The sequence below is a fragment of the Niallia sp. FSL W8-1348 genome (assembly GCF_038006745.1).
Taxonomy (GTDB): Bacteria; Bacillota; Bacilli; order Bacillales; family Cytobacillaceae; genus Niallia; species Niallia alba.
The window spans coordinates 762,917-782,746 of sequence record NZ_JBBOVV010000001.1 but is presented as its reverse complement, the minus strand read 5'-3'; the positions used below and the strand labels follow the sequence as shown (position 1 = coordinate 782,746).

Annotated in this window: 16 protein-coding genes; 10 read left to right on the top strand and 6 right to left on the bottom strand. The window is 35.7% G+C overall.

Annotation, left to right across the window (positions count from 1 at the left end):
- Nucleotides 1-211 precede the first annotated feature (211 nt).
- Entirely contained in the window at nucleotides 212-2,065 is a 1,854-nt protein-coding gene (locus NST60_RS03775) for a glycoside hydrolase family 32 protein (protein WP_224427958.1), read from the top strand.
- 231 nt (nucleotides 2,066-2,296) lie between these two features.
- Here NST60_RS03775 and NST60_RS03770 read toward each other — a convergent pair whose 3' ends face one another.
- Complete coding sequence (locus NST60_RS03770; RefSeq protein ID WP_212119326.1) at nucleotides 2,297-3,208, bottom strand: LysR family transcriptional regulator; 912 nt, start codon at nucleotides 3,206-3,208, stop codon at nucleotides 2,297-2,299.
- A 144-nt stretch (nucleotides 3,209-3,352) separates the two neighbouring features.
- On the opposite strand from NST60_RS03770, the gene gdhA reads away from it, so the two are divergent.
- Together gdhA and NST60_RS03760 are read left to right on the top strand one after the other, a co-directional pair.
- A complete protein-coding gene (gene gdhA / locus NST60_RS03765) occupies nucleotides 3,353-4,735 on the top strand; it encodes an NADP-specific glutamate dehydrogenase (RefSeq protein WP_224427957.1) in 1,383 nt (460 codons plus the stop codon).
- Between the two features lie 272 nt (nucleotides 4,736-5,007).
- Complete coding sequence (locus NST60_RS03760; protein WP_224427956.1) at nucleotides 5,008-6,219, top strand: M20 metallopeptidase family protein; 1,212 nt, start codon at nucleotides 5,008-5,010, stop codon at nucleotides 6,217-6,219.
- Nucleotides 6,220-6,254: 35 nt separating this feature from the next.
- On the opposite strand, the gene NST60_RS03755 is transcribed toward NST60_RS03760, so the two are convergent.
- From NST60_RS03755 to NST60_RS03745, 3 genes are all read right to left on the bottom strand, one after another.
- Nucleotides 6,255-6,695, bottom strand: a complete 441-nt coding sequence (locus tag NST60_RS03755) for a hypothetical protein (protein ID WP_224427955.1) — start codon at nucleotides 6,693-6,695, stop codon at nucleotides 6,255-6,257.
- A gap of 296 nt (nucleotides 6,696-6,991) precedes the next feature.
- Nucleotides 6,992-7,243, bottom strand: a complete 252-nt coding sequence (locus NST60_RS03750) for a hypothetical protein (RefSeq protein ID WP_169188222.1) — start codon at nucleotides 7,241-7,243, stop codon at nucleotides 6,992-6,994.
- Nucleotides 7,244-8,391: 1,148 nt separating this feature from the next.
- Nucleotides 8,392-9,633 carry an IS110 family transposase gene (locus NST60_RS03745; RefSeq protein WP_016205480.1) on the bottom strand — a complete coding sequence of 414 codons (1,242 nt, stop codon included), beginning with the start codon at nucleotides 9,631-9,633 and terminating at the stop codon, nucleotides 8,392-8,394.
- Between the two features lie 303 nt (nucleotides 9,634-9,936).
- Between NST60_RS03745 and nirB the strand changes: the two genes are divergently transcribed.
- From nirB to NST60_RS03720, 5 genes are read left to right on the top strand one after another with little or no spacing between them, the layout of a single operon-like run.
- Nucleotides 9,937-12,342, top strand: a complete 2,406-nt coding sequence (gene nirB / locus NST60_RS03740; protein WP_169188223.1) for a nitrite reductase large subunit NirB — start codon at nucleotides 9,937-9,939, stop codon at nucleotides 12,340-12,342.
- 30 nt (nucleotides 12,343-12,372) lie between these two features.
- A complete protein-coding gene (nirD, locus tag NST60_RS03735; RefSeq protein WP_016204103.1) occupies nucleotides 12,373-12,690 on the top strand; it encodes a nitrite reductase small subunit NirD in 318 nt (105 codons plus the stop codon).
- Between the two features lie 3 nt (nucleotides 12,691-12,693).
- Nucleotides 12,694-14,130, top strand: a complete 1,437-nt coding sequence (cobA, locus tag NST60_RS03730; RefSeq protein ID WP_169188224.1) for a uroporphyrinogen-III C-methyltransferase — start codon at nucleotides 12,694-12,696, stop codon at nucleotides 14,128-14,130.
- Nucleotides 14,130-14,864: a sirohydrochlorin chelatase gene (locus tag NST60_RS03725; RefSeq protein WP_341098195.1), complete on the top strand. Its 735-nt coding sequence runs from the start codon at nucleotides 14,130-14,132 to the stop codon at nucleotides 14,862-14,864. The genes cobA and NST60_RS03725 overlap by 1 nt, the downstream gene beginning before the upstream one ends.
- A 23-nt stretch (nucleotides 14,865-14,887) precedes the next feature.
- A complete protein-coding gene (locus tag NST60_RS03720) occupies nucleotides 14,888-15,688 on the top strand; it encodes a formate/nitrite transporter family protein (RefSeq protein ID WP_016204100.1) in 801 nt (266 codons plus the stop codon).
- A 491-nt stretch (nucleotides 15,689-16,179) separates the two neighbouring features.
- Here NST60_RS03720 and NST60_RS03715 read toward each other — a convergent pair whose 3' ends face one another.
- Nucleotides 16,180-16,683 carry a DinB family protein gene (locus NST60_RS03715; RefSeq protein ID WP_040343851.1) on the bottom strand — a complete coding sequence of 168 codons (504 nt, stop codon included), beginning with the start codon at nucleotides 16,681-16,683 and terminating at the stop codon, nucleotides 16,180-16,182.
- A gap of 148 nt (nucleotides 16,684-16,831) precedes the next feature.
- Between NST60_RS03715 and NST60_RS03710 the strand changes: the two genes are divergently transcribed.
- The gene (locus NST60_RS03710) at nucleotides 16,832-17,776 is read left to right on the top strand and encodes a helix-turn-helix transcriptional regulator (protein ID WP_328020770.1); all 945 of its coding nucleotides are present in this window, start codon (nucleotides 16,832-16,834) and stop codon (nucleotides 17,774-17,776) included.
- A gap of 408 nt (nucleotides 17,777-18,184) precedes the next feature.
- On the opposite strand, the gene NST60_RS03705 is transcribed toward NST60_RS03710, so the two are convergent.
- Entirely contained in the window at nucleotides 18,185-18,562 is a 378-nt protein-coding gene (locus NST60_RS03705) for an SLAP domain-containing protein (RefSeq protein WP_341098193.1), read from the bottom strand.
- 476 nt (nucleotides 18,563-19,038) lie between these two features.
- Here NST60_RS03705 and NST60_RS03700 point away from each other — a divergent pair, with 476 nt between their 5' ends.
- On the top strand, nucleotides 19,039-19,665 hold the full coding sequence (locus tag NST60_RS03700; protein ID WP_169188227.1) for a metal-dependent hydrolase: 627 nt from the start codon (nucleotides 19,039-19,041) through the stop codon (nucleotides 19,663-19,665).
- Nucleotides 19,666-19,830 lie beyond the last annotated feature (165 nt).

Genomic DNA, 19,830 nt, shown 5'->3' with positions numbered 1-19,830 from the left:
CTATTTTATCCCACTTTTAACGGACGGTAAGACTCAACCGTAAGCTTATGAGATAGGTGGGAATCTTACTGTCCGTAAAGGTCCGATTGGTTCAACTAACCATCAGTAGGGGAAGAAGGAACCCCCCCACTGATGGAAGTTTCACTTTATCTTAGCCAATAAAAAAGAGGGATAAATGGAGTTGAAAAACAGGAGAGGGGGAGGAAACATATTGACTAAAAGAATCTTGGCAGTTGGTTTATCAGTTACATTGTTATTAACTGGTTGCAGTATCAACCAAATGGGGAAGGAAGCGAAAAATTTGGATGCCTTAAGACCAGATAAAATGGAAGCAGCCACTTCGGATTATTATACAGAATTGTATCGACCTCAGTATCATTTTTCAACACCTACAGGAAATTTGGCCGACCCTAATGGACTAATCTATTTTGAGGGAGAGTATCATCTATTTCATCAAAAAAATGGCAATTGGGCACATGCGGTAAGCAGGGATTTAATGCATTGGGAACATTTACCGATTGCTTTAGAACATGATAATTTAGGGCAAGCATTATCAGGAAGCGCTGTTGTGGATTGGGATGATACAACAGGATTTTTTGAAGGCAAGGCTGGGTTAGTTGCCATCTATACAAATACAGAGGGTGGGGAATCTCAAAGTATTGCTTATAGCAAAGATAATGGAAGAACATGGGAAAGATATAAAGGAAATCCGGTTATTCCCAACCCTGGAATAAAGGATTTTCGTGATCCAAAAGTATTTTGGCATGAGAGTACCAAGAAATGGGTAATGGTTGTTTCTACGAACCAAAGCGTGACCTTTTATAACTCTGATAATTTGATTGACTGGGAGTTTCAAAGTCAATTTGGTGATAAAGAAGGATCTCATGTAGCTGTTTGGGAATGCCCAGATTTATTTGAATTGCCAGTGGATGGTGATTTAAATAACCAGAAATGGGTGTTGCAAGTTAGTATTGGAGATAATGAAGAAACAAATGGCTCAACTGCTCAATATTTTATTGGAGAGTTTGACGGAACACAGTTTATTAATGATAATTCCCCAGAAACTATTTTGACAACTGATTTTGGGCAAGATTTTTATGCTGCCCAGTCTTTGTCTGATATCCCGGAACAAGATGGTCGCAGAATATGGTTAGGGTGGATGGCGAATTGGAGATATCCTTATCAATCTCCAACTGAACCGTGGAAGGGATCAATGTCCATTCCTCGTCAACTATCATTGAAAACGGTTAAGGATGGAAGTATTAAATTATTTCAAGAACCAGTTAGTGAATTAGAAAGTTTACGCGCTGATCACATCGCTATTCATTCAATGGAAGTAGAAGGAGAACAATCTATTAATGATCTTTCTGGTACTAATTATGAATTTGAAGCAGTACTAGAATGGGAAAACGTAGAAGAATTCGGGATACGAGTTCGGCAATCAGATGACGAAGATACGGTTATAGGCGTAAATACGAAAGAGAATAAATTATTCTTAGATAGGTCTCGTGCTGGACTAGAAATGTTACTAGATCGTAATGGGGATCCATTTCTATTCGGGAATGTCCATACAACTACTTATCCATCGGATGAGAAAAGAATAAAAATTAGAGGATTTGTTGATGAATCATCTGTTGAGGTGTTTATAAACGATGGGGAATATGTCTTTACGAATTTAATCTATTCCCAGCCTACTAGTAATGGAATTGAATTATATACAAAAGGTGGAAAAATTAAGGTTGTTTCACTAGATTTTTATCCTTTATATTCAACATGGAGAGAACGTCCAAAGGAAAATGAAGTCGAACGTATTGTGGTAAGTACGGAATATCTAACACTTAAAGTGGGAGAATACCAAACCATCCATGCTCTGTTAAAGCCTGATTGGGTTAAGAGTAGTAATCCATTTAGTTGGGATATCGATGAACTAAATATAATAGAGCTTACTGAATCTGATGAGAAGAGCATTTCGATTAAAGCATTAAAACCAGGAGTAACGAACATTCGGGTTAAGCATCCTCAAACAGAGATTACAAGGGAAGTCAAAGTAAGGGTATTAGAATAGTTGAAAAACAGTCCTACGTAAGAAACATATTTTATGAACAATCAAAAGGCGATATTTTACCATGAAGTTACAAACAAGGAGTAAATAAAATATTTCTTTATAATAGCAAGTGAAAAAGAATAAAAATACTCGTCTGACGAGTAAATAGAACAGTGCCTTTACCTTTTATAGGTACTAGGCACTGTTTTTGGTTGCTTTCTATTGAAAAACTATATAGAACAATTTGGAAACTTACTTTTTAAACTCATTCAACCTTTCGTACGTTTCAAGTAGAAATTGATAAAATAATGATTCGGTTGGAAGTAGTTTTCGATGGCTAGGATAAATGACACCAACGGTTCGAGTGAGATTAACATCTGACAACGGAATGACGCAAGTTGAACGTGGGGTGTTATCCACCAATGTCATCTCTGGCATCAAGGCAACCCCTAATCCTGCAGATACTAATCCTTTAAGTGCGTCAATATCTTTTCCCTCAAATGCAATCTGTGGTGAAAACCCCGCATTATAACAAGCTTTAACTACTTGATCACGAAAAACAAATCCTTCCGGTAAGACACAAAAGGGATCATCCTTGAGGTTTCTTAGCTGGATCTCTTTTTGATTGCTTAATGGGTGGTGAAGAGGAAGCAGCGCAACGATATTTTCTGTAAATAATGTCGCTCCTTTAATTTTATCTTCTTTTGCCCGATTCGGCATTGGAGCAATCATCGCCAAATTAAATTCTCCATTAATAACGCCATCGATGAGATCATGGTATAAAGCATTGCTCATATGAAATTTAGCTTCTGGATATCGGTTGCGAAATGAATAAATGATAGAAGGTAACGTATGAGCAGCCATACTGATAGGGAATGCAATTCTGACTGTCCCTTTTTCAGGATCAAGTGATTCCTCTACTTCTCTTTTCGCATCCTCCATCATACTCCATACTTGTTTCATCCGCTCAAAAAAAACTTTTCCGAGAGGTGTTAATTTTACGCTTCTTCCTTCGCGTATAAAAAGCTCTACTCCTAATTCTGCTTCTAAATTGAAAATTTGTCGACTTACAGAGGATTGTGCCACATGCAAAGCGTCAGCAGCTTCAGTAATATGTTCCCTTTTCGCCGCTTCCAAAAAATACTGGATTTGTCTTATTTCCATTATCCACTCTCCTATTCATGCGTGAAACGCATGAATTCAATCCGAAATTAGTATTGTACCTATTAATTATAAAATTATAAAATAAAAACAACTTTTAGAAAAGAGAATATTCTAACATTAAAATAATATAGGGGCTGAAAAAGGATGAAAGTGCTGGAGAAAAAAGATGAGTTTCAAACACACACCGTGAAAGATTACATTAACCAATTATTGATTCAAGTTCAAGAACGTGATCCTCACGAAAAGGAGTTCCAGCAGGCAGTTAAAGAGGTCCTCGAGTCTTTAGTTCCTGTACTTGAAAAAAATCCTAAATATATAAAATATGCTGTACTAGAAAGAATGCTTGAACCAGATCGAATGATTAGCTTTAAAGTACCTTGGATGGATGACAAAGGAAATATAAAAGTAAACCGTGGCTATCGTGTCCAATTTAATAATGCGATTGGACCTTATAAAGGAGGATTAAGATTTCATTCTTCTGTTAATGCAAGTATTATTAAATTTCTTGGTTTTGAGCAAATCTTTAAAAACTCGTTAACTGGTCAGTCGATAGGTGGCGGAAAAGGTGGTTCCGATTTCGATCCTAAAGGGAAGTCAGATTTAGAAATTATGCGTTTTTGTCAGAGCTTTATGACAGAACTTAGCAAGCATATCGGACCAGATATCGATGTGCCCGCTGGAGATATTGGAGTAGGTGCAAGAGAAATCGGTTATATGTTTGGACAATATAAAAGATTAAAAGGCGCTTATGAAGCAGGTGTGTTAACCGGTAAAGGCATCGGATATGGCGGAAGCTTAGGTCGTAAAGAAGCAACTGGCTACGGATTAGTATACTTTGTGGAAGAAATGCTTAAAAATCAGGGGCTAAGCTTTAAAGATAGTACGGTTGTTGTGTCAGGATCAGGAAATGTATCTATTTATGCGATGGAGAAGGCGATGCAGTTAGGTGCAAAAATTGTTGCTTGCAGCGATTCCAGTGGTTACGTGTATGATCCAAATGGAATAGATCTAGATACAGTGAAACAATTAAAAGAAGAAGAAAACAAGAGAATCTCTGAATATGTGAATAAGCATCCTGAGGCAATCTACCAGCAAGGATATACTGGTATTTGGAGGATTCCTTGCGAGATTGCTTTGCCATGTGCAACACAAAATGAGTTGAATAAAGAATCAGCAGAAAAGTTAATCGCCAATGGGGTAAAGGCAATAGGGGAAGGGGCAAATATGCCTTCTACTCTAGAAGCAGTCGATACCTTTATCCATCATAATGTGTTATTTGCACCTGCCAAAGCAGCAAATGCAGGTGGAGTGGCAGTCTCAGCTTTAGAAATGGCACAAAATAGCGCTAGAATAGCTTGGACTCAAGATGAAGTAGATAAGAAATTACAAGATATCATGAAAAATATTTATAGCAAAAGTATAAAAGCTTCAGAGGATTATGCTACTAAAGGAAATCTAGTTGCAGGTGCTAATATTGCAGGCTTCATTAAAGTTGCAGATGCTATGATTGAGCAGGGGATTATATAACAAGTTTAGGAGAATTAGCATTTTGCTGATTCTCTTTTTTTAGCCGCTAAATAACTATAATTACTGGGTCAAAACTTTTAATAGTAGTTACAATATTTCTAGTAGAATAGTAACATGTAAAAAACAATAAATTAGCACTTATTTCGGATTCCGAAAGATGGAATTGTATTATGCATTTTTTCGCGTTATACTTAGTTATAAGATTAATATTCAGAATATACAGAATAATTATTAGGCTATAAGTTTATATAATAAAAGAGGAGGAAGGATGAATGCTAAGCAATTGGAATCTTCAATTAGAGGAAATGTACGATAAAATGGTGGAATGGCGTAGATATATACATCAGCATCCCGAACTTACAAATCAGGAATATGAGACTTCCAAGCTCATTGCATCCATCTTATCGGATTATGGAATTGAGAGGAAAATCAATGTTGGTGGCTTGGGAGTAATCGGGTTTATAAAGGGAGCACAGCCAGGGAAAACCATTGCACTAAGAGCCGATTTTGATGCACTACCCATTCAGGATGAAAAAGATGTTTCCTATAAATCAAAAGTTGACGGAGTCATGCATGCATGTGGACATGATGGACACACAGCAACTTTACTGGCTGTTGGTAAGGTTCTGCAACAAAATAGAAATCAGCTAGCCGGAAACGTAGTACTAATCTTTCAACATGCAGAAGAAGGAGGAGGAGGAGCAAGAAAAATGATTGCGGACAATTGTTTGGAAGGGGTGGATGCTATATTTGCTAATCACTTGTGGAGCCTAATCCCTGTTGGAACGATTTCCTATACAAAAGGATATACCACAGCAGCAGGAGACGGATTCGAGATTAAAATTAAGGGAAAAGGCGGTCATGGCTCCTCTCCGCATGATACGGTTGACTCGATTGCTGTTGCCGGACAGCTGATTAACCAGCTTCAATATATCGTTAGCAGAAGAGTTCATCCCCAGAAAACAGCAGTTGTCTCCATTGGTTCCATTCATGCCGGAGATGCTGCCAATGTCATAGCTGATTCTGCTATTTTAAAAGGAACAGTGAGAACATATGAAAAAGAGGTACAGCAATTAGTAGAGGAAGAAATGAAGGATGCTATCAGAGGAATCTGTTTAAGCTCAAAGGCTGATTATGAATTTAACTATTTTCATGGAGTAGCAGGGGTGTATAATCATCCGAATGAAACAAAGATATTTGCCAGTACAATGAAATCTGCATTACCAGAAATACATGTAGAAGAAGTTCCAGCGCTGTTAGTCAGTGAGGATTTTGCTAATTATTTGGAAGAAAAGCCAGGCATGCTTTTCTTTACAGGAGCCGGAAATGAATCATTAGGTGCTATCTATCCGCATCATCATCCTAAATTTGACTTTGATGAAAGAGCTATGCTTTATGCTGGAAAAGCAATGCTGGCGATTGTTGATTATTATCTTGTGAGTAGAGTTTTGGAAGTGATTGAGTTGTATGATTCGGTGAAGTAAAGAGTCATTACTAGGCATTAAGCAAACATATACCATTATTGGTTATCATGTGCTCTCTCCAAAATCAAAAAGTCTTTTGTTTTAATTACCATAATTCCATTCCTATTAGCTAAAAACATTAAATCTTCAAGAATGTTGTTAGGAGAATAATGAATGATTTGAATAGAAAATCCCTTTTTTTGCTTAATTATCGCTCCTTTCGTAGACCAACCAAAACGTTTAAAGCTGATTTGCATTATTTGAGAGAATTGAATTTTTTTCTTATAAAGGGATGTTCCAATGCATTGAATTTGATAGCTTATTACTTCGTCAGTAATGGTGATTTTATATTGGATAAAAAAAGATAGGATAAAAAATAGGATAAGTGTAAGTTGAAAGAAAAGTAACCAGACGGGAGAAGACAAAGATAAAGAGACCGTAACTAGTGCTAACATAATGATTAAGAAGCTTCTTGGGGTTTTTCTGTAATATTCCAAATTAATTCCTCCTATTACTATTTATCTTCATTACGGATATACTGTCAGCTTGGTTTCACTTTCTGTTTGAATAATAGAATAATAGTGTCAATAATAGTGTCAGGCACTGTATATGGACAAATGTCTTTTACAGGTGCCTGACACTTTGTTATTAAAAGGAAAACCTGTATAATGGGCACTTAATAAAAGGTGACCGTTAAACGGGTTTTAACTTCTACTTATGGATAGTGATTATAGAAATAATGTAGCTTGTTCAGGGTGTGTTTGATTGTTCTAACGACCTATCTATTAGAGAATTAAGTAAAGGACATAAATAAAACGGCGAAAATGAATAGGATAAGTAGTAAATGGAAAATAATTGCTAATATGAGTATAATCCATCCTAATAATTTTTTACCTGTTCTAATCCAATAAATAGAAAGTGTTATTATTCCGAATATAAAGCCCAGTATTCCCCAAAGGACAGGATTTTTTCCGTGCTTTTTAGAATCTACTACCAAATAAATGGTTATTAAAATATTTATTACCGAATATAAAGAAAACTCCATAATGAACAACCTCCACTTTACTTTTTTATATTGTATTCGAATAAATTTTAATAAATGTCTAGCATTAATTATACAAGAAGAAATGTAAATTTCCTCTTTATTAATGATTGTGATGTATTTTTTCTAAGAAAACACACATAGTCCCTCCTATTAATATACTATGCCGATATATACGTATCTTTTGTAAGGAAGGTTTCAATTTTGCCCATAAACCGGTAAGTGAGATACTGTACAGATGGTCTTCCCTTCTTTTTTTAAGCTGTGAAACCTTAAGTCCGTTTTCATTCCAGTCACTGAGTGTGAAAAATCACTTTATCTCTTATTCAGAAAAAACGAGGATTGATGGAATATCTATCTATAGCTTAAGCGTTAGGTGAACTAGATACATAAATATTGTTTTCAGTAATTAAAAATGTAGTTTATAGCAGTATGTTTAATGAATAAAAAAACCCAGATATACAAAAAAATGCATAATTATTGTATATTTGGGTTCTTGAATTTCATCCCACTCTTAACAGGCAGTGAGACCCCAGTTCGAGCTGGAAAAATCGAGAGTGATAGGTGTTGAACTCTCCTGTAAAGGTCCGTTAAGGGCAATTAACCATAAGTGGAGGATGAGGAAAAAAACTACTGATATAAGTTTTTAATACGTTAGTCCAAGTATATACAGTTTCATAAATGTGCATAAATATTAGTGTTTATACATATGTTTTTTGAATTTTTATTCAAATGTGTCAATAAAACCACTTACGAAAAGTATATCAATTAATTCCTGGAAATAAATATGCAGTCCATTTACATATTATCATCTTCCAGTATGTCGAAGAACAAAAGAAGTTCATTAAATCGTCAAATTTTAGGTCTTTTTTTTTCTCAAAAAGCAGATATAATGGAATTATAAAAGGTGTATTTAATATACTTCTTTTGTATGAATAGGGATGTGACTAGTAATATTAGCAAAGTACTTAGAATATTAACAATTTATTTTTTTATGTGACATTATGTGATTTATTTCACAAATGAATTCACCTTACTAGATGATTCTTGGAGGTACAAGTCTGAAATAATTATTGAAATCACTATCTCAAAAAGAATGCATGACAAATAAACCATCATTGGATGATTTTTTTAAAATTTATACGACAAAATCAAGATGCTTCTAACACATGATAACCATGGTTTTTAGCTAATAAAATCGCTTGTTCTACCGTGATTTCACGGTTTACTGGAAGAACATCCGATTTTAAATATAATTCAGCGTTATAGGCTTCTTTCTTTTTGAGAATATTGTAGATAGCTGTTAAAAGCATTCGTGCAATCGCAATAATTGCTCGTTTGTGACCACGGCGTTTTCTTAGCCGTAGGTAACGGTTTCGAATTTCGGGATGTTTTTCACTTTTAACCACTGCGGTTGCACATTGCACCAAAAGTGGTTTTATGTAACATCCAGCTCTTGAAATTCTTACTGACTTTTTCTTGCCGGCACTCTCGTTATTTGTGGGTGTAAGTCCTGCCCAGGAGCATAAATGCTTAGCTGTCGGAAACACGTCCATATCAACACCTATTTCGGAAACCACGGCAATGGCGGAAAAAATGTTTTTAAAAGACGGAACAGTTAAGATTAAGTTGATTTCATCATGGTAGGACGCGGCAAGTGAAAGAATAATTTTTTCAAGATCTGCTTTACGGGCTCCAAGGTCTTCATAATGTTGTTTAATAACCTTTAATTTTTCAGCCTGTTCAGATGTAATGTATCCATCAATAGCGAGCTCGAGTTCAGGAAGTTTATGCTTCATGGAGCCATGAATTAAAGGTTCTAAATCAAATGAGGTGTCTAATGGATCCTTTAGTAGCTTCTCAATAATGTTCATGGAGCTTTTGCCGAAGGTATCCGAAACAATATTTCCAAGCTGAATATTAGACACAGTTAAACTGTTTTGAAGACGGTTTTTCTCACTCGACATAAAGTTAGTCAGCTTGAAGCGATAACGCATAAGGTCACGAAGCTGCCTAATCTCAAGTGGAGGCATAAAGCTTCCGGCTACAAGATCATGTTTAAATAAATCAGCAATCCATTTAGCATCTTTTTTATCGGTTTTTTTACCGCGGATTGCCTTGACATACTTAGGATGCGCCAAGGTGATGTTACAGGAATCTTCTAGTACATTGAACACAGGAATCCAGTATTTCCCGGTAGATTCCATACAAACATCCTGACAATCATTTTCACAAAGCCATTGTGACAGCTCAAGCAATCCTTTTGTATAGGTTGAAAAGCGATGGCGTTTGTAAGTGGTTACTCCTTTGGAAGTGGAGGCAATACAAGCCACAACAAAGGATTTGTGGACATCAATTCCACAACAAATGGGATAAACAATTTTTAAAGCCATAGGGAAAACTCCTTTATAAGATTTATAGGGATAGACAACATTGACTGATTGCCCAGCAATAAACGAGTAATGTTTATACAAAGATAAGTCTGCGTGCTCGAAGTCACACTTATTTGTGCTTGGAAAGGCAATCTACACATATAAAAATGCGGTCACTCCACAACTGGAGCAGCCCACTCACCTCCGCGTGATTTGTAGTTGATTGGTATCCCTATGGCTATAGATTTGCCAAAATAACGCTCAGTGCAAACTTGTTTCATTACGTTTTGTGCCTTGAGCGAAGCGAAAGGAATGGATATAAAGATGAAAAAGCAATTAGTTATGATTGGAAACGGAATGGCGGGAGTACGGACAATTGAAGAGATATTGAAGCGGAATGCTGATCTTTTTGAAATCACGATTATTGGAGATGAACCTTATCCAAACTATAATCGCATTATGCTTTCAAATGTTTTACAAGGGAAAACAACTGTAAATGATATTAATATAAACGACTGGAATTGGTATCAAGACAATCATATTAATTTATTAACAGGTGAAAAAGCGATCAAGATTGATAGAGAAGAGAAAAAGGTAATTACTGATAAAGGGAAAACGATTGAATATGATGAACTTATCCTAGCAACAGGATCTAGTGCCTTTATTTTACCGATACCTGGAAGTGAGTTAGAAGGTGTAATTGGTTTCAGAACGATTGATGATACGGAAAAAATGATGGAAACAGCAAAACATTATAAAAAAGCGGTTGTTATCGGTGGAGGTTTATTAGGACTAGAAGCAGCAAGAGGGTTAATTGACCGTGGAATGGAAGTTCATGTTGTTCATTTATTGCCAACTTTAATGGAGCAACAGTTAGATGCTGCTGCAGCAAATCTTCTTAGAAAAGATTTAGAAGCACAAGGTATGAAGTTCTTAATGGAAAAGCAGACAGCCGAAATATATGGAGACAATCGTGTGAAGGGATTAAAATTTACAGATGGTACTAACATTGAGTGTGATCTTGTTGTGATGGCCGTAGGAATTCGACCAAATGTGGCGATTGCCCGTGAGGCAGGATTAGAAGTGAATCGTGCTATTCTTGTAAATGATCATATGGTAACATCTGATCCATCTATCTTTGCAGTAGGAGAGTGTGCGGAACATAATGGAATTGCTTATGGATTAGTTGCTCCTTTATATGAACAAGGAATGGCACTTGCGGAATGCATTACAGGAGGAAATGGAAAAGGATACCAAGGATCGATTCTTTCTACTCAATTGAAAGTTGCGGGCTGTGACTTATTCTCAGGGGGGAAAATTCATGAAGATGAGAATACAGAAGCCATTATTGTCCATGACCAATTTGCAAAAGTATATAAAAAGATTTTAGTAACAGAAAACAAAATTGTTGGGATTGTCTTATATGGAGATGCTTCAGATGGCAATCGTCTCTTTAATATGCTGAAAAAACAAGCGGATATTAGTGAATATATAAGCTCATCTGTTTTAAGTAAGAGTGGTCAGGACTCAGAAGAAGATTTAGTAGCAAGTATGAGTGCAGATGATACAGTGTGCGGCTGTAATGGGGTAACAAAAGGTACGATTGTCCATTCTATCTTAGAGCAAGGATTGACTACTTTTGAAGAAGTGAAGGGATGTACAAAAGCTGGTGGATCTTGTGGGAAATGTAAACCAATGGTCGAAAGTATTTTAGCACATACGCTTGGTGACAGTTTCGATGCTTCTATTCAAAAAACAGGCATGTGCAGTTGTACAACACTAACTCGTGATGAAGTAGTAGCACAAATAAAAGAAAAGCAACTTAAGTCTCCAAAAGAAGTAAGAATGGTGCTTGAATTTTCAAGTGAGGAAGGCTGTTCTAAATGTCGTCCAGCACTAAACTATTATATGCGCATGCTGTTCCCAGAAGAGTATGAGGATGATAAAGCATCAAGATTTGTAAATGAAAAAATGGAAGGGAACATTCAAAAAGACGGTACATTCTCTATTATTCCTCGTATGTATGGGGGAACAACCACTGCAGAAGATTTAGTGAAAATAGGAGAAGTAGCGAAAAAATATAATGTGCCATTAGTAAAAATTACAGGTGCGAGTCGTATCGGATTATATGGTGTAAAGAAAGAGGACGTACCACATGTATGGGAAGAGTTAGGGATGCGTTCTGGTTATGCCTATTCTAAATCCCTTCGTAACGTAAAATCATGTGTTGGTTCAAGATTTTGCCGCTTTGGAACACAGGATTCACTCGGACTTGGTATTAAATTGGAACAAGCAATTGAAATGGTCGATACTCCACATAAAATGAAGATGGGGGTAACGGGCTGTCCACGAAACTGTGCAGAAGTACTTACAAAAGACTTTGGCGTGATATGTGTAGAAAATGGCTATCAATTATATATTGGTGGAAATGGTGGAACTGAAGTTCGCGAATGTGATAGCTTAACTACAGTGAAAACGGAAGAAGAAGTCATTACGATGGCGAAGGCTTATGTTCAATATTACAGAGAAAATGCTAATTATGGAGAAAGAACAGCTCCTTGGGTGGAACGTATGGGAGTTGATACAGTTAAAGAAACATTATTAAACGTAGAAAATGTTGAACAGTTTGTAAGTAGATTCGAAAAAGCAAAAACAACATACGAAGAAGCTTGGTCTTCTGTCCTAAACGATCAGACGAAGAGAGAAATGTATGAAGTGATAAAAGGATAATAATGGAGAATAAAACGGAGGGTATACATGATGACGGCAACTTTAGAGTGGAATAAGATTATGAAACTAGCTGATTTACCTAAACAAATTGGTAAAGAGGTTCATTTAAAAGGAAAATCAATTGCTTTGTTTCATCTTTCAAATGGAGATGTTAGAGCCATTGCAAACAGCTGTCCCCATCAAAATGGGCCGTTGGCAGAAGGAATTGTATCAGGCGAATTTGTCTTCTGTCCATTGCATGATTGGAAAATTTCTTTAGTCACAGGCGAAGTTCAAAAACCAGATAATGGCTGTGTCGAGGTTTATGAAACACAAATAAAAGATGACTATATTTATATAATGGTGTAAGAGATGAATACGAACAAGGGGTATGTAGCATTTGTCGGAGCAGGACCTGGGGATATTGGATTAATTACAAATAAGGGGATAGAGTGTTTAAAAAAAGCAGATGTTGTATTGTATGATCGCCTTGCGAATCCACGATTATTACGTTTTACAAGCAAGGATTGTACGTTTATCTATTGTGGGAAGCTACCAAACAATCACATTATGCGACAAGAAAAGATTAATGAAACATTAGTGGAAGAAGCGTTAAAAGGAAAATATGTTGTCCGGTTAAAAGGGGGAGATCCTTCTGTTTTTGGAAGAGTAGGAGAAGAAGCAGAAGCTATTACAAAATATGATATTTCTTTTGAAATAGTACCGGGTGTGACATCAAGCATTGCAGCTAGTGCTTATGCAGGCATTCCAGTAACGCACCGAGATTATAGTACTAGTTTTACGATTCGAACAGGGCATGCTTGTAAGAAAAATGAGGCTGCCATTCATCATGAACCTAAGCAAGAAGCAATAGGAGATACTATTGCCTATTATATGGGGGTGAAAGGTTTACCGGGAATTTGTGAGAATTTATTAGCACAAGGTAAGTCTAGCGATACCAAAGTAGCTGTTATTGAGTGGGCAACTCTAGGAAAACAACGAGTAGTCGAGGGGACCTTAAAAACAATTGTAGAAATGGTAAAGGAAGCGGAGCTTGGGAATCCAGCCTTAACGATAATCGGTGACGTTGTACAGCTAAGATCGTCTATTGCTTGGTTCGAGAAAAAAGCCTTTTATCAAAGGAAATTATTAATTGCCAAAAGCTCATCAGAAGAAAGTTTGCTAGAAAGATATTTTTCCAAAAATGGCGCGGAAGCTTATGCCTTCCCTACTTTAAAAGCTATCGCGCACTCTTACACAACCGAGGAATTACAATTGATAGTAAATGCAGAAAGACTGATTTTTGCTTCTGCAGAAGGAGTGGAATTCGTGTTTTCCCAGTTGTTTAAGGCAGATTATGACTTGCGTGATCTCCCTAGACAGATAGAACACTTATCTGATAAAACGCGTAAGGGATTGGAGAAAAGGGGAATTCGCAGCATAAAGGCATCTTATGACAAAAGAAGTGCTATTTTTATAGGAAATGAGCGAACAATTGAAAAACAAATATTTTCAGATAATCTACTAGCATTACCTAGTCATACTATTCAAATAGATGAACGCTTTCATGAAGTAAATAAACGCTTATTGACAGAAGATTGTTGGGAAACGGTTATTTTTCCAAATAAACAATCTGTGGATTTATTTTTACAAGAATGGCGTAAATTTAGTGAACGGAATCCAATGGAACTTTCCTTTGCAGCAATCGGCCAATCTGTGAAGGAGTATGCTGCTAAGCAGGGGTTTAAGCATATAGATGAGCAGGTCCAACAAGAACTAGATAACCAGGATTGGAAGCGTGAATGCTAATGGATGCAGTTGTATATATAGGTCATGGTAGCCGCATAATGGAAGGAAATAATCAATTCATAGCATTTATCGAAGAAGTAAAAAAAGAAATAAATATATCCGTACAAGAAATTGCTTTTTTAGAACTGGCATCACCATCGATTGATGAAACAATGGAAAAAGTAATCAGAGCTGGAGCAAGGGATATTCTCGTTGTACCTGTTCTTTTGTTTGCAGCAGCCCATTTTAAAAGAGATATACCAGAAGAATTATTGGCAGTGAAAGAAAGATTTCCAGAAGTCAGCTTTTATGTTTCAAAGCCATTTGATCTCCATCCGAAAATGATCGACTTAGTTCTGAAAAGAATAGAAGAAAAACGATTGAAAAATGATGGGGCAATTCTATTAGTGGGAAGAGGCAGTAGTGATCCAGAACCAATTGGGAAGCTTAAGGAAATAAGCAAGCATGTCCAACAAAAATTAGATTACCCTGTATATCCAGCCTTTTTAACAGCAGGCCAGCCTGAGTTCATTGATGAATTGAAAAAGCTTCAATTGGAATATAACAAGATTTATGTTGTTCCGTATTTACTTTTTACGGGAAGATTATTAAAAAGAATGGAGAGCAAAATTGAAAACAGTGAAAAAGAAGTTATACTTTGTCATCCATTAAAGTACGATTGTTTCATGAAGGAAGTATTGGTAGAAAGAATGGAAGAGCAATTAATGAGTCTTGTAAAGGAATGCTTGGGTTAAATTATATGTAGAGGAGTGTCGTTATGAAAGAAGTTATTACTGCATTTAGTAATACGGCATTAATGAAAAGGAATGCTTTAAATACAAGTAAAAAGAAGTATTTAGTTGGTTCTATGCTTGCTGGTTTTTTTGTTGGGTTAGGAATTATTCTTATTTTTACAATTGGTGGGTTACTCGGCGCAACTGGATTTGCAGGCACGAAAATTATAATGGGAGTTTCATTTGGGATTGCATTAAGTTTAGTTATTATGGCTGGCGCTGACTTATTTACTGGTAATAATATGGTGATGACAATTGGCATGCTAGAGAATAAAGTTACCTGGAAAGATACCGGCAAAGTATGGGGATATAGTTATATTGGCAACTTTATTGGTTCTATTATAGTAGCGTTATTATTTAGTTATTCAGGTTTGGCTGTTGGAGGAGTAGCTGAATTTATAACTAACGGAGCGGCAGCGAAAATGAATGCTCCTTTTATGGAATTACTGATCCGTGGAATTCTTTGTAATATTCTCGTTTGTTTAGCAGTTTGGTGTTCTGTAAAATTAAAGGATGAAACAGCAAAATTAATTATGATTTTTTGGTGTCTCTTCGCTTTTATTACGTCAGGATTTGAACATAGTGTCGCAAATATGACGTTATTGTCTATTGCACTTATCATTCCTCACCCTGAAACAGTATCTATTGGTGGCATGTTTGCAAATTTATTGCCAGTGACCATTGGGAATATTATCGGTGGAGCTATTTTTGTAGGAGCTGCCTATTGGTATCATATTTCGGAGAAGACACAAGCAGTTGTTAAATCTTTTAAAAAAGAAGCTTAATTTTACTTTATCTGCTTATGTGAAAGATGTCACAAAAAGAGCTATGTGGAAAGTGATCTAATCCAATAAAGTTAGACATATATTTTTAGGAAAATTTAAGGATCTGAGTCCGGTATTCTACGAGACCACTGAAAAAGTCTTTTTTTCGTGCGAAATGAAGAGCAAGCATATTTGAAAGTGAAAATAAGGTTGGTTTGGAGAGGCGTCCGCTCGACCCATGGAAAGGGAGCGGACAAATCCATCATCTTATGTTTAAAAAGTGACTATTGCCCATCATCATTAGCTAGCCAGTTTTTCAGTGCACTCGTATTCTACAGGTTCCAGATCTTTTAGTTTGCTTTTATCCTTTTGTGATTGTAATAGTCAATATATGTTGCTAATCATCTTTCAAAATCCTCGATATTTTTCAAACTCTTGCAGGTAAAGGTCCGATAAGTGCAACCAACCATCAGTGGTAGATGAGGAAAAACTCCCACTGATAGAAGTTTTCTTTATAATGGTGGGTTTTTGACTCCTAATTGAATCCAATCTTCTTTGGGAGGTCCATAAACTCCAAATGGTTTCAATCCAGCCTGACGCATAAGAACGGTAATTTGGCCACGGTGATGAACAATATGCTTGATTAATCCCATTAGAATGGAGGCATTTGTTTCTTGTCTTCCAAAGGCATCTTGTATTTGTTTCAGAGAGTCATCAGTCCATTGATCTTCCATAACTTTAGCAGCGTTAACACTTACATCATTAAAGGTTTCCGCAATTTCTTTTGCTGAAGTTGGAATATTTTCCGCATTTTTTACTTCCTCTATCTTCAACCCAAATTCAGCCAAGTATTCTGGAACAGTTATTGTTAAATGCCATGCAATTCTTCCTATATTACGACCTTCTTGATAAACTTGTTGTTTCAATGAATCATCAGTCAAACCATTTAATACGTTCTGCGTTAATACAGCTTCTTTGTTCCATTCTTTAATAAAGTCTGAAATGGTTATATACATGTAAAGTCCTCCATCATTTAAATTTAAAGATACATCATGAAATAATTGTTTTTTTAATTCAATTTCCATCCTCCTTATTCTTTATCTATGTGTGATTATATATTATAATAGTGACAGTTTATGTCACTTTTGTTTTTTGGAGGAAAATATGTCTCGAGCAAAAAGATTAAATGAAATGATTATGATGGTTAATCGAAGAAAACGATTTACGGTAAGAGAATTAGCACAAGAATTTGGAGTATCAAAAAGAACTATCCTGAGAGATTTACAAGAATTAAGTGAGATGGGAGTTCCATTATATTCAGAAGTAGGTCCACATGGAGGGTATCAAGTCTTAAATGAAAGAATTCTTCCACCAATAGTATTTAGTGAGGATGAAGCTGTCTCTATATTTTTTGCTATTCATGCATTACGGCATTACATATCTCTTCCTTTTGATATGGAGTATGAATCAATAAAAAAGAAATTTTACTTAAATCTTTCCGGTGATATTAGAGATACAATTGATAAAATGCAAAATAGAGTTGATTTTGTATCGGTGCCTCAACAAGAAAAAATTCCATTTTTAAAAGAGTTACTAGATGCGGCAGTGCACCAAAAAGTTTTAATAATTAGTTATGAAACGAGTGGAAAAACCAGCTTAAGAAGCATTCAACCAATTGGTATTTATGCAAAGGAAGGAAATTGGTATTGTCCTTCCTATTGCTTTTTTAGAGAAGATTATCGAGTTTTCCGTTGTGATCGTATAAAATCTGTAGAATTTGATGAAAAAAATGGTCCTATTGATTTATCAAATATTAACTTAAATAATCGTTTTTCCATTCTTAATCCCGATAAGGACATGATGGAATTATATGTGGAGTTCACTAAAAATGGAGTAGAGAAATTTGAATCTGTTAATTGGCCAAATATCCATTTAAGAAAAAGAGAAGATGGAACTGGATTTATAAAAGGTATAATTGCAAAAAATGATATTAACTTTTTATCAAACTACTTTATCGCATATGGAGAAAATGCGTTTATAAAAGAGCCTTTGGAATTAATCGAAAGTACAAAAGAAATATTAAACAAAGTATTAAATCAGTATAACTAAGAGCTTGACCTTATCAAGTTCTTTTTTATCCCACTCTTAACGGACAGTAAGACTCCCCCCTCAAGCATATGAGAATACGAGGAAGCTAGGTGGGAGATCAACTGTCCGTAATGGTCCGATTGGTTCAACTAACCATCAGTGGGGGAGGAAGGAAAACCCCCACTGATGGAAGTTTCACTTTATTCTTATTACCTATATTTTGTGAATTCTTCCTGTATATTGGGTATGCCTCTAATGATGTTTGGATAGTGAATTTCTGCCGATTTATTTTTGTCCATATTCGCGATTTTTGTTAAAACTCTACTGATATAGTTTTAATTCACTATCGGAATATACGTTAACAAAGGCAAACTATTTATGTAGTTAACCGCTGTTTAGCAATAAATGTTTATTTTTTAAAAAATAAAACTAGCTCAGTTCTAACAGTCCATCCTTATAAGAAGTATGAGTTTGATAATTCTCTTTTGGAAAAATAAACGTCCAAGGCATACTTACATGAGGGGGGATGACGAGATCAGGGAATGTGAAGGTATGTTCTGCAACGACCTTTCCTTTTAATCTATATTGCAATCTAGTTTGATTAAATAATAGTTGGTTTTTCGTAAAATTATGAACTAATACAGACACAAGCAAGGCATCTTTATGATTAATCGCTTCTCGAATAGGGGAGAAGATGACACTCGTGCTGTTTAAACTTTTAGTCTCTTGAAAGATTTTTTCTATATTTCGTCGATCCTGAGGTGCCAGTTGTTTATCCCAGGAAGATTCAAATTGTAATTGCTGCATCCACAAAACCACCTTTTGAAGTGAGTGTATCATAAGCCGATAAAAGAATCTATTAATGATCCTTTTATTACACTAGTCATTTATTCTTCTTAGACAGTAAATTTAAGAGAAATTCACATCCGAAAGCTACTAATAATCCAGACCAAAAAATCACTGTAGAGGTAAAAGGCTCCTTATTGAATAGTAATGAGCTGGTATAGTTTACAAATAATAGTAATAAAAAGACGTAAAACCCAAGTATTGCTCCTTTTCTCCAATTAATCACTTCTACTTTTGACATATTTCTGAAAAATTTCAATGTGACACTCCTTATAAACTTATTTCATTCCTATTATTCTATCATGAAGATAGAATTGATTTACTTTAATCTTCACTATCTATTTTTCTAATGAAAAATTCCTTCTAAACAGAACAAGTGTTTTGGTGTAGAATAGTAATGTTGCAATAAAATATTAAATATTAGAGGTGTAATCAACTTGAATGGAACATCACACGCTGTAATTGGATCAGCGACAGGATTTATTGTTGCTAATGCGGTGCAATCCACACCATCAGAGACACTCTTATTCGTCTCTTTAGGGGCGGTTTCTGGATTAATTCCCGATCTTGACATTGACGGGAAGCTTCGTGGGAAAATTACTTTACCCCACCAAATGATTCAACTGTCTGCACAAGTCATTGGAATAATGATGATCCTATATAGTATCTTTGAAAAGACGGCAGGAGAGAGGTGGATAGGTGTCGGAATTGGTATATTGATTTTATTTATTGCCTCTTTGATTAAACGAAAACATATGTTAACAATTACTGGTATCGCTGTTCTGATGGGCGGAATATCTGTAGAAGAGCGATGGATTATTCTTCTAGGAATCTATATTATGATTGCCTCATTTACCTCTCATCGAAGTTATACGCATTCTATTTTAGGCGTTGTTTACTTTGGAATAATTGCCGCAGATTTAGAGACTTCGCTTGGGATTAACGGATTGTTCTACACTTGTATTGGAGGATACATCAGTCATCTACTAGCAGATTTAAAAATACTACCATTTAATAAACGCGGAGTTAAACTGTTCTTACCATTATCATCGAAAGAATTATAATATATTTATAGATGACAGGATTCAGAGGGACGGTTCTACTGAAGACATTTTTAATTGGGAATCAGAAGAACCGTCCGAGACCACTGAAAAAGCCTTTTTTTCGTGCGAAATGAAGAGCAAGCACATTGGAAAGTGAAAATAAGGTTGGTTTGGAGAGGCGTCCGC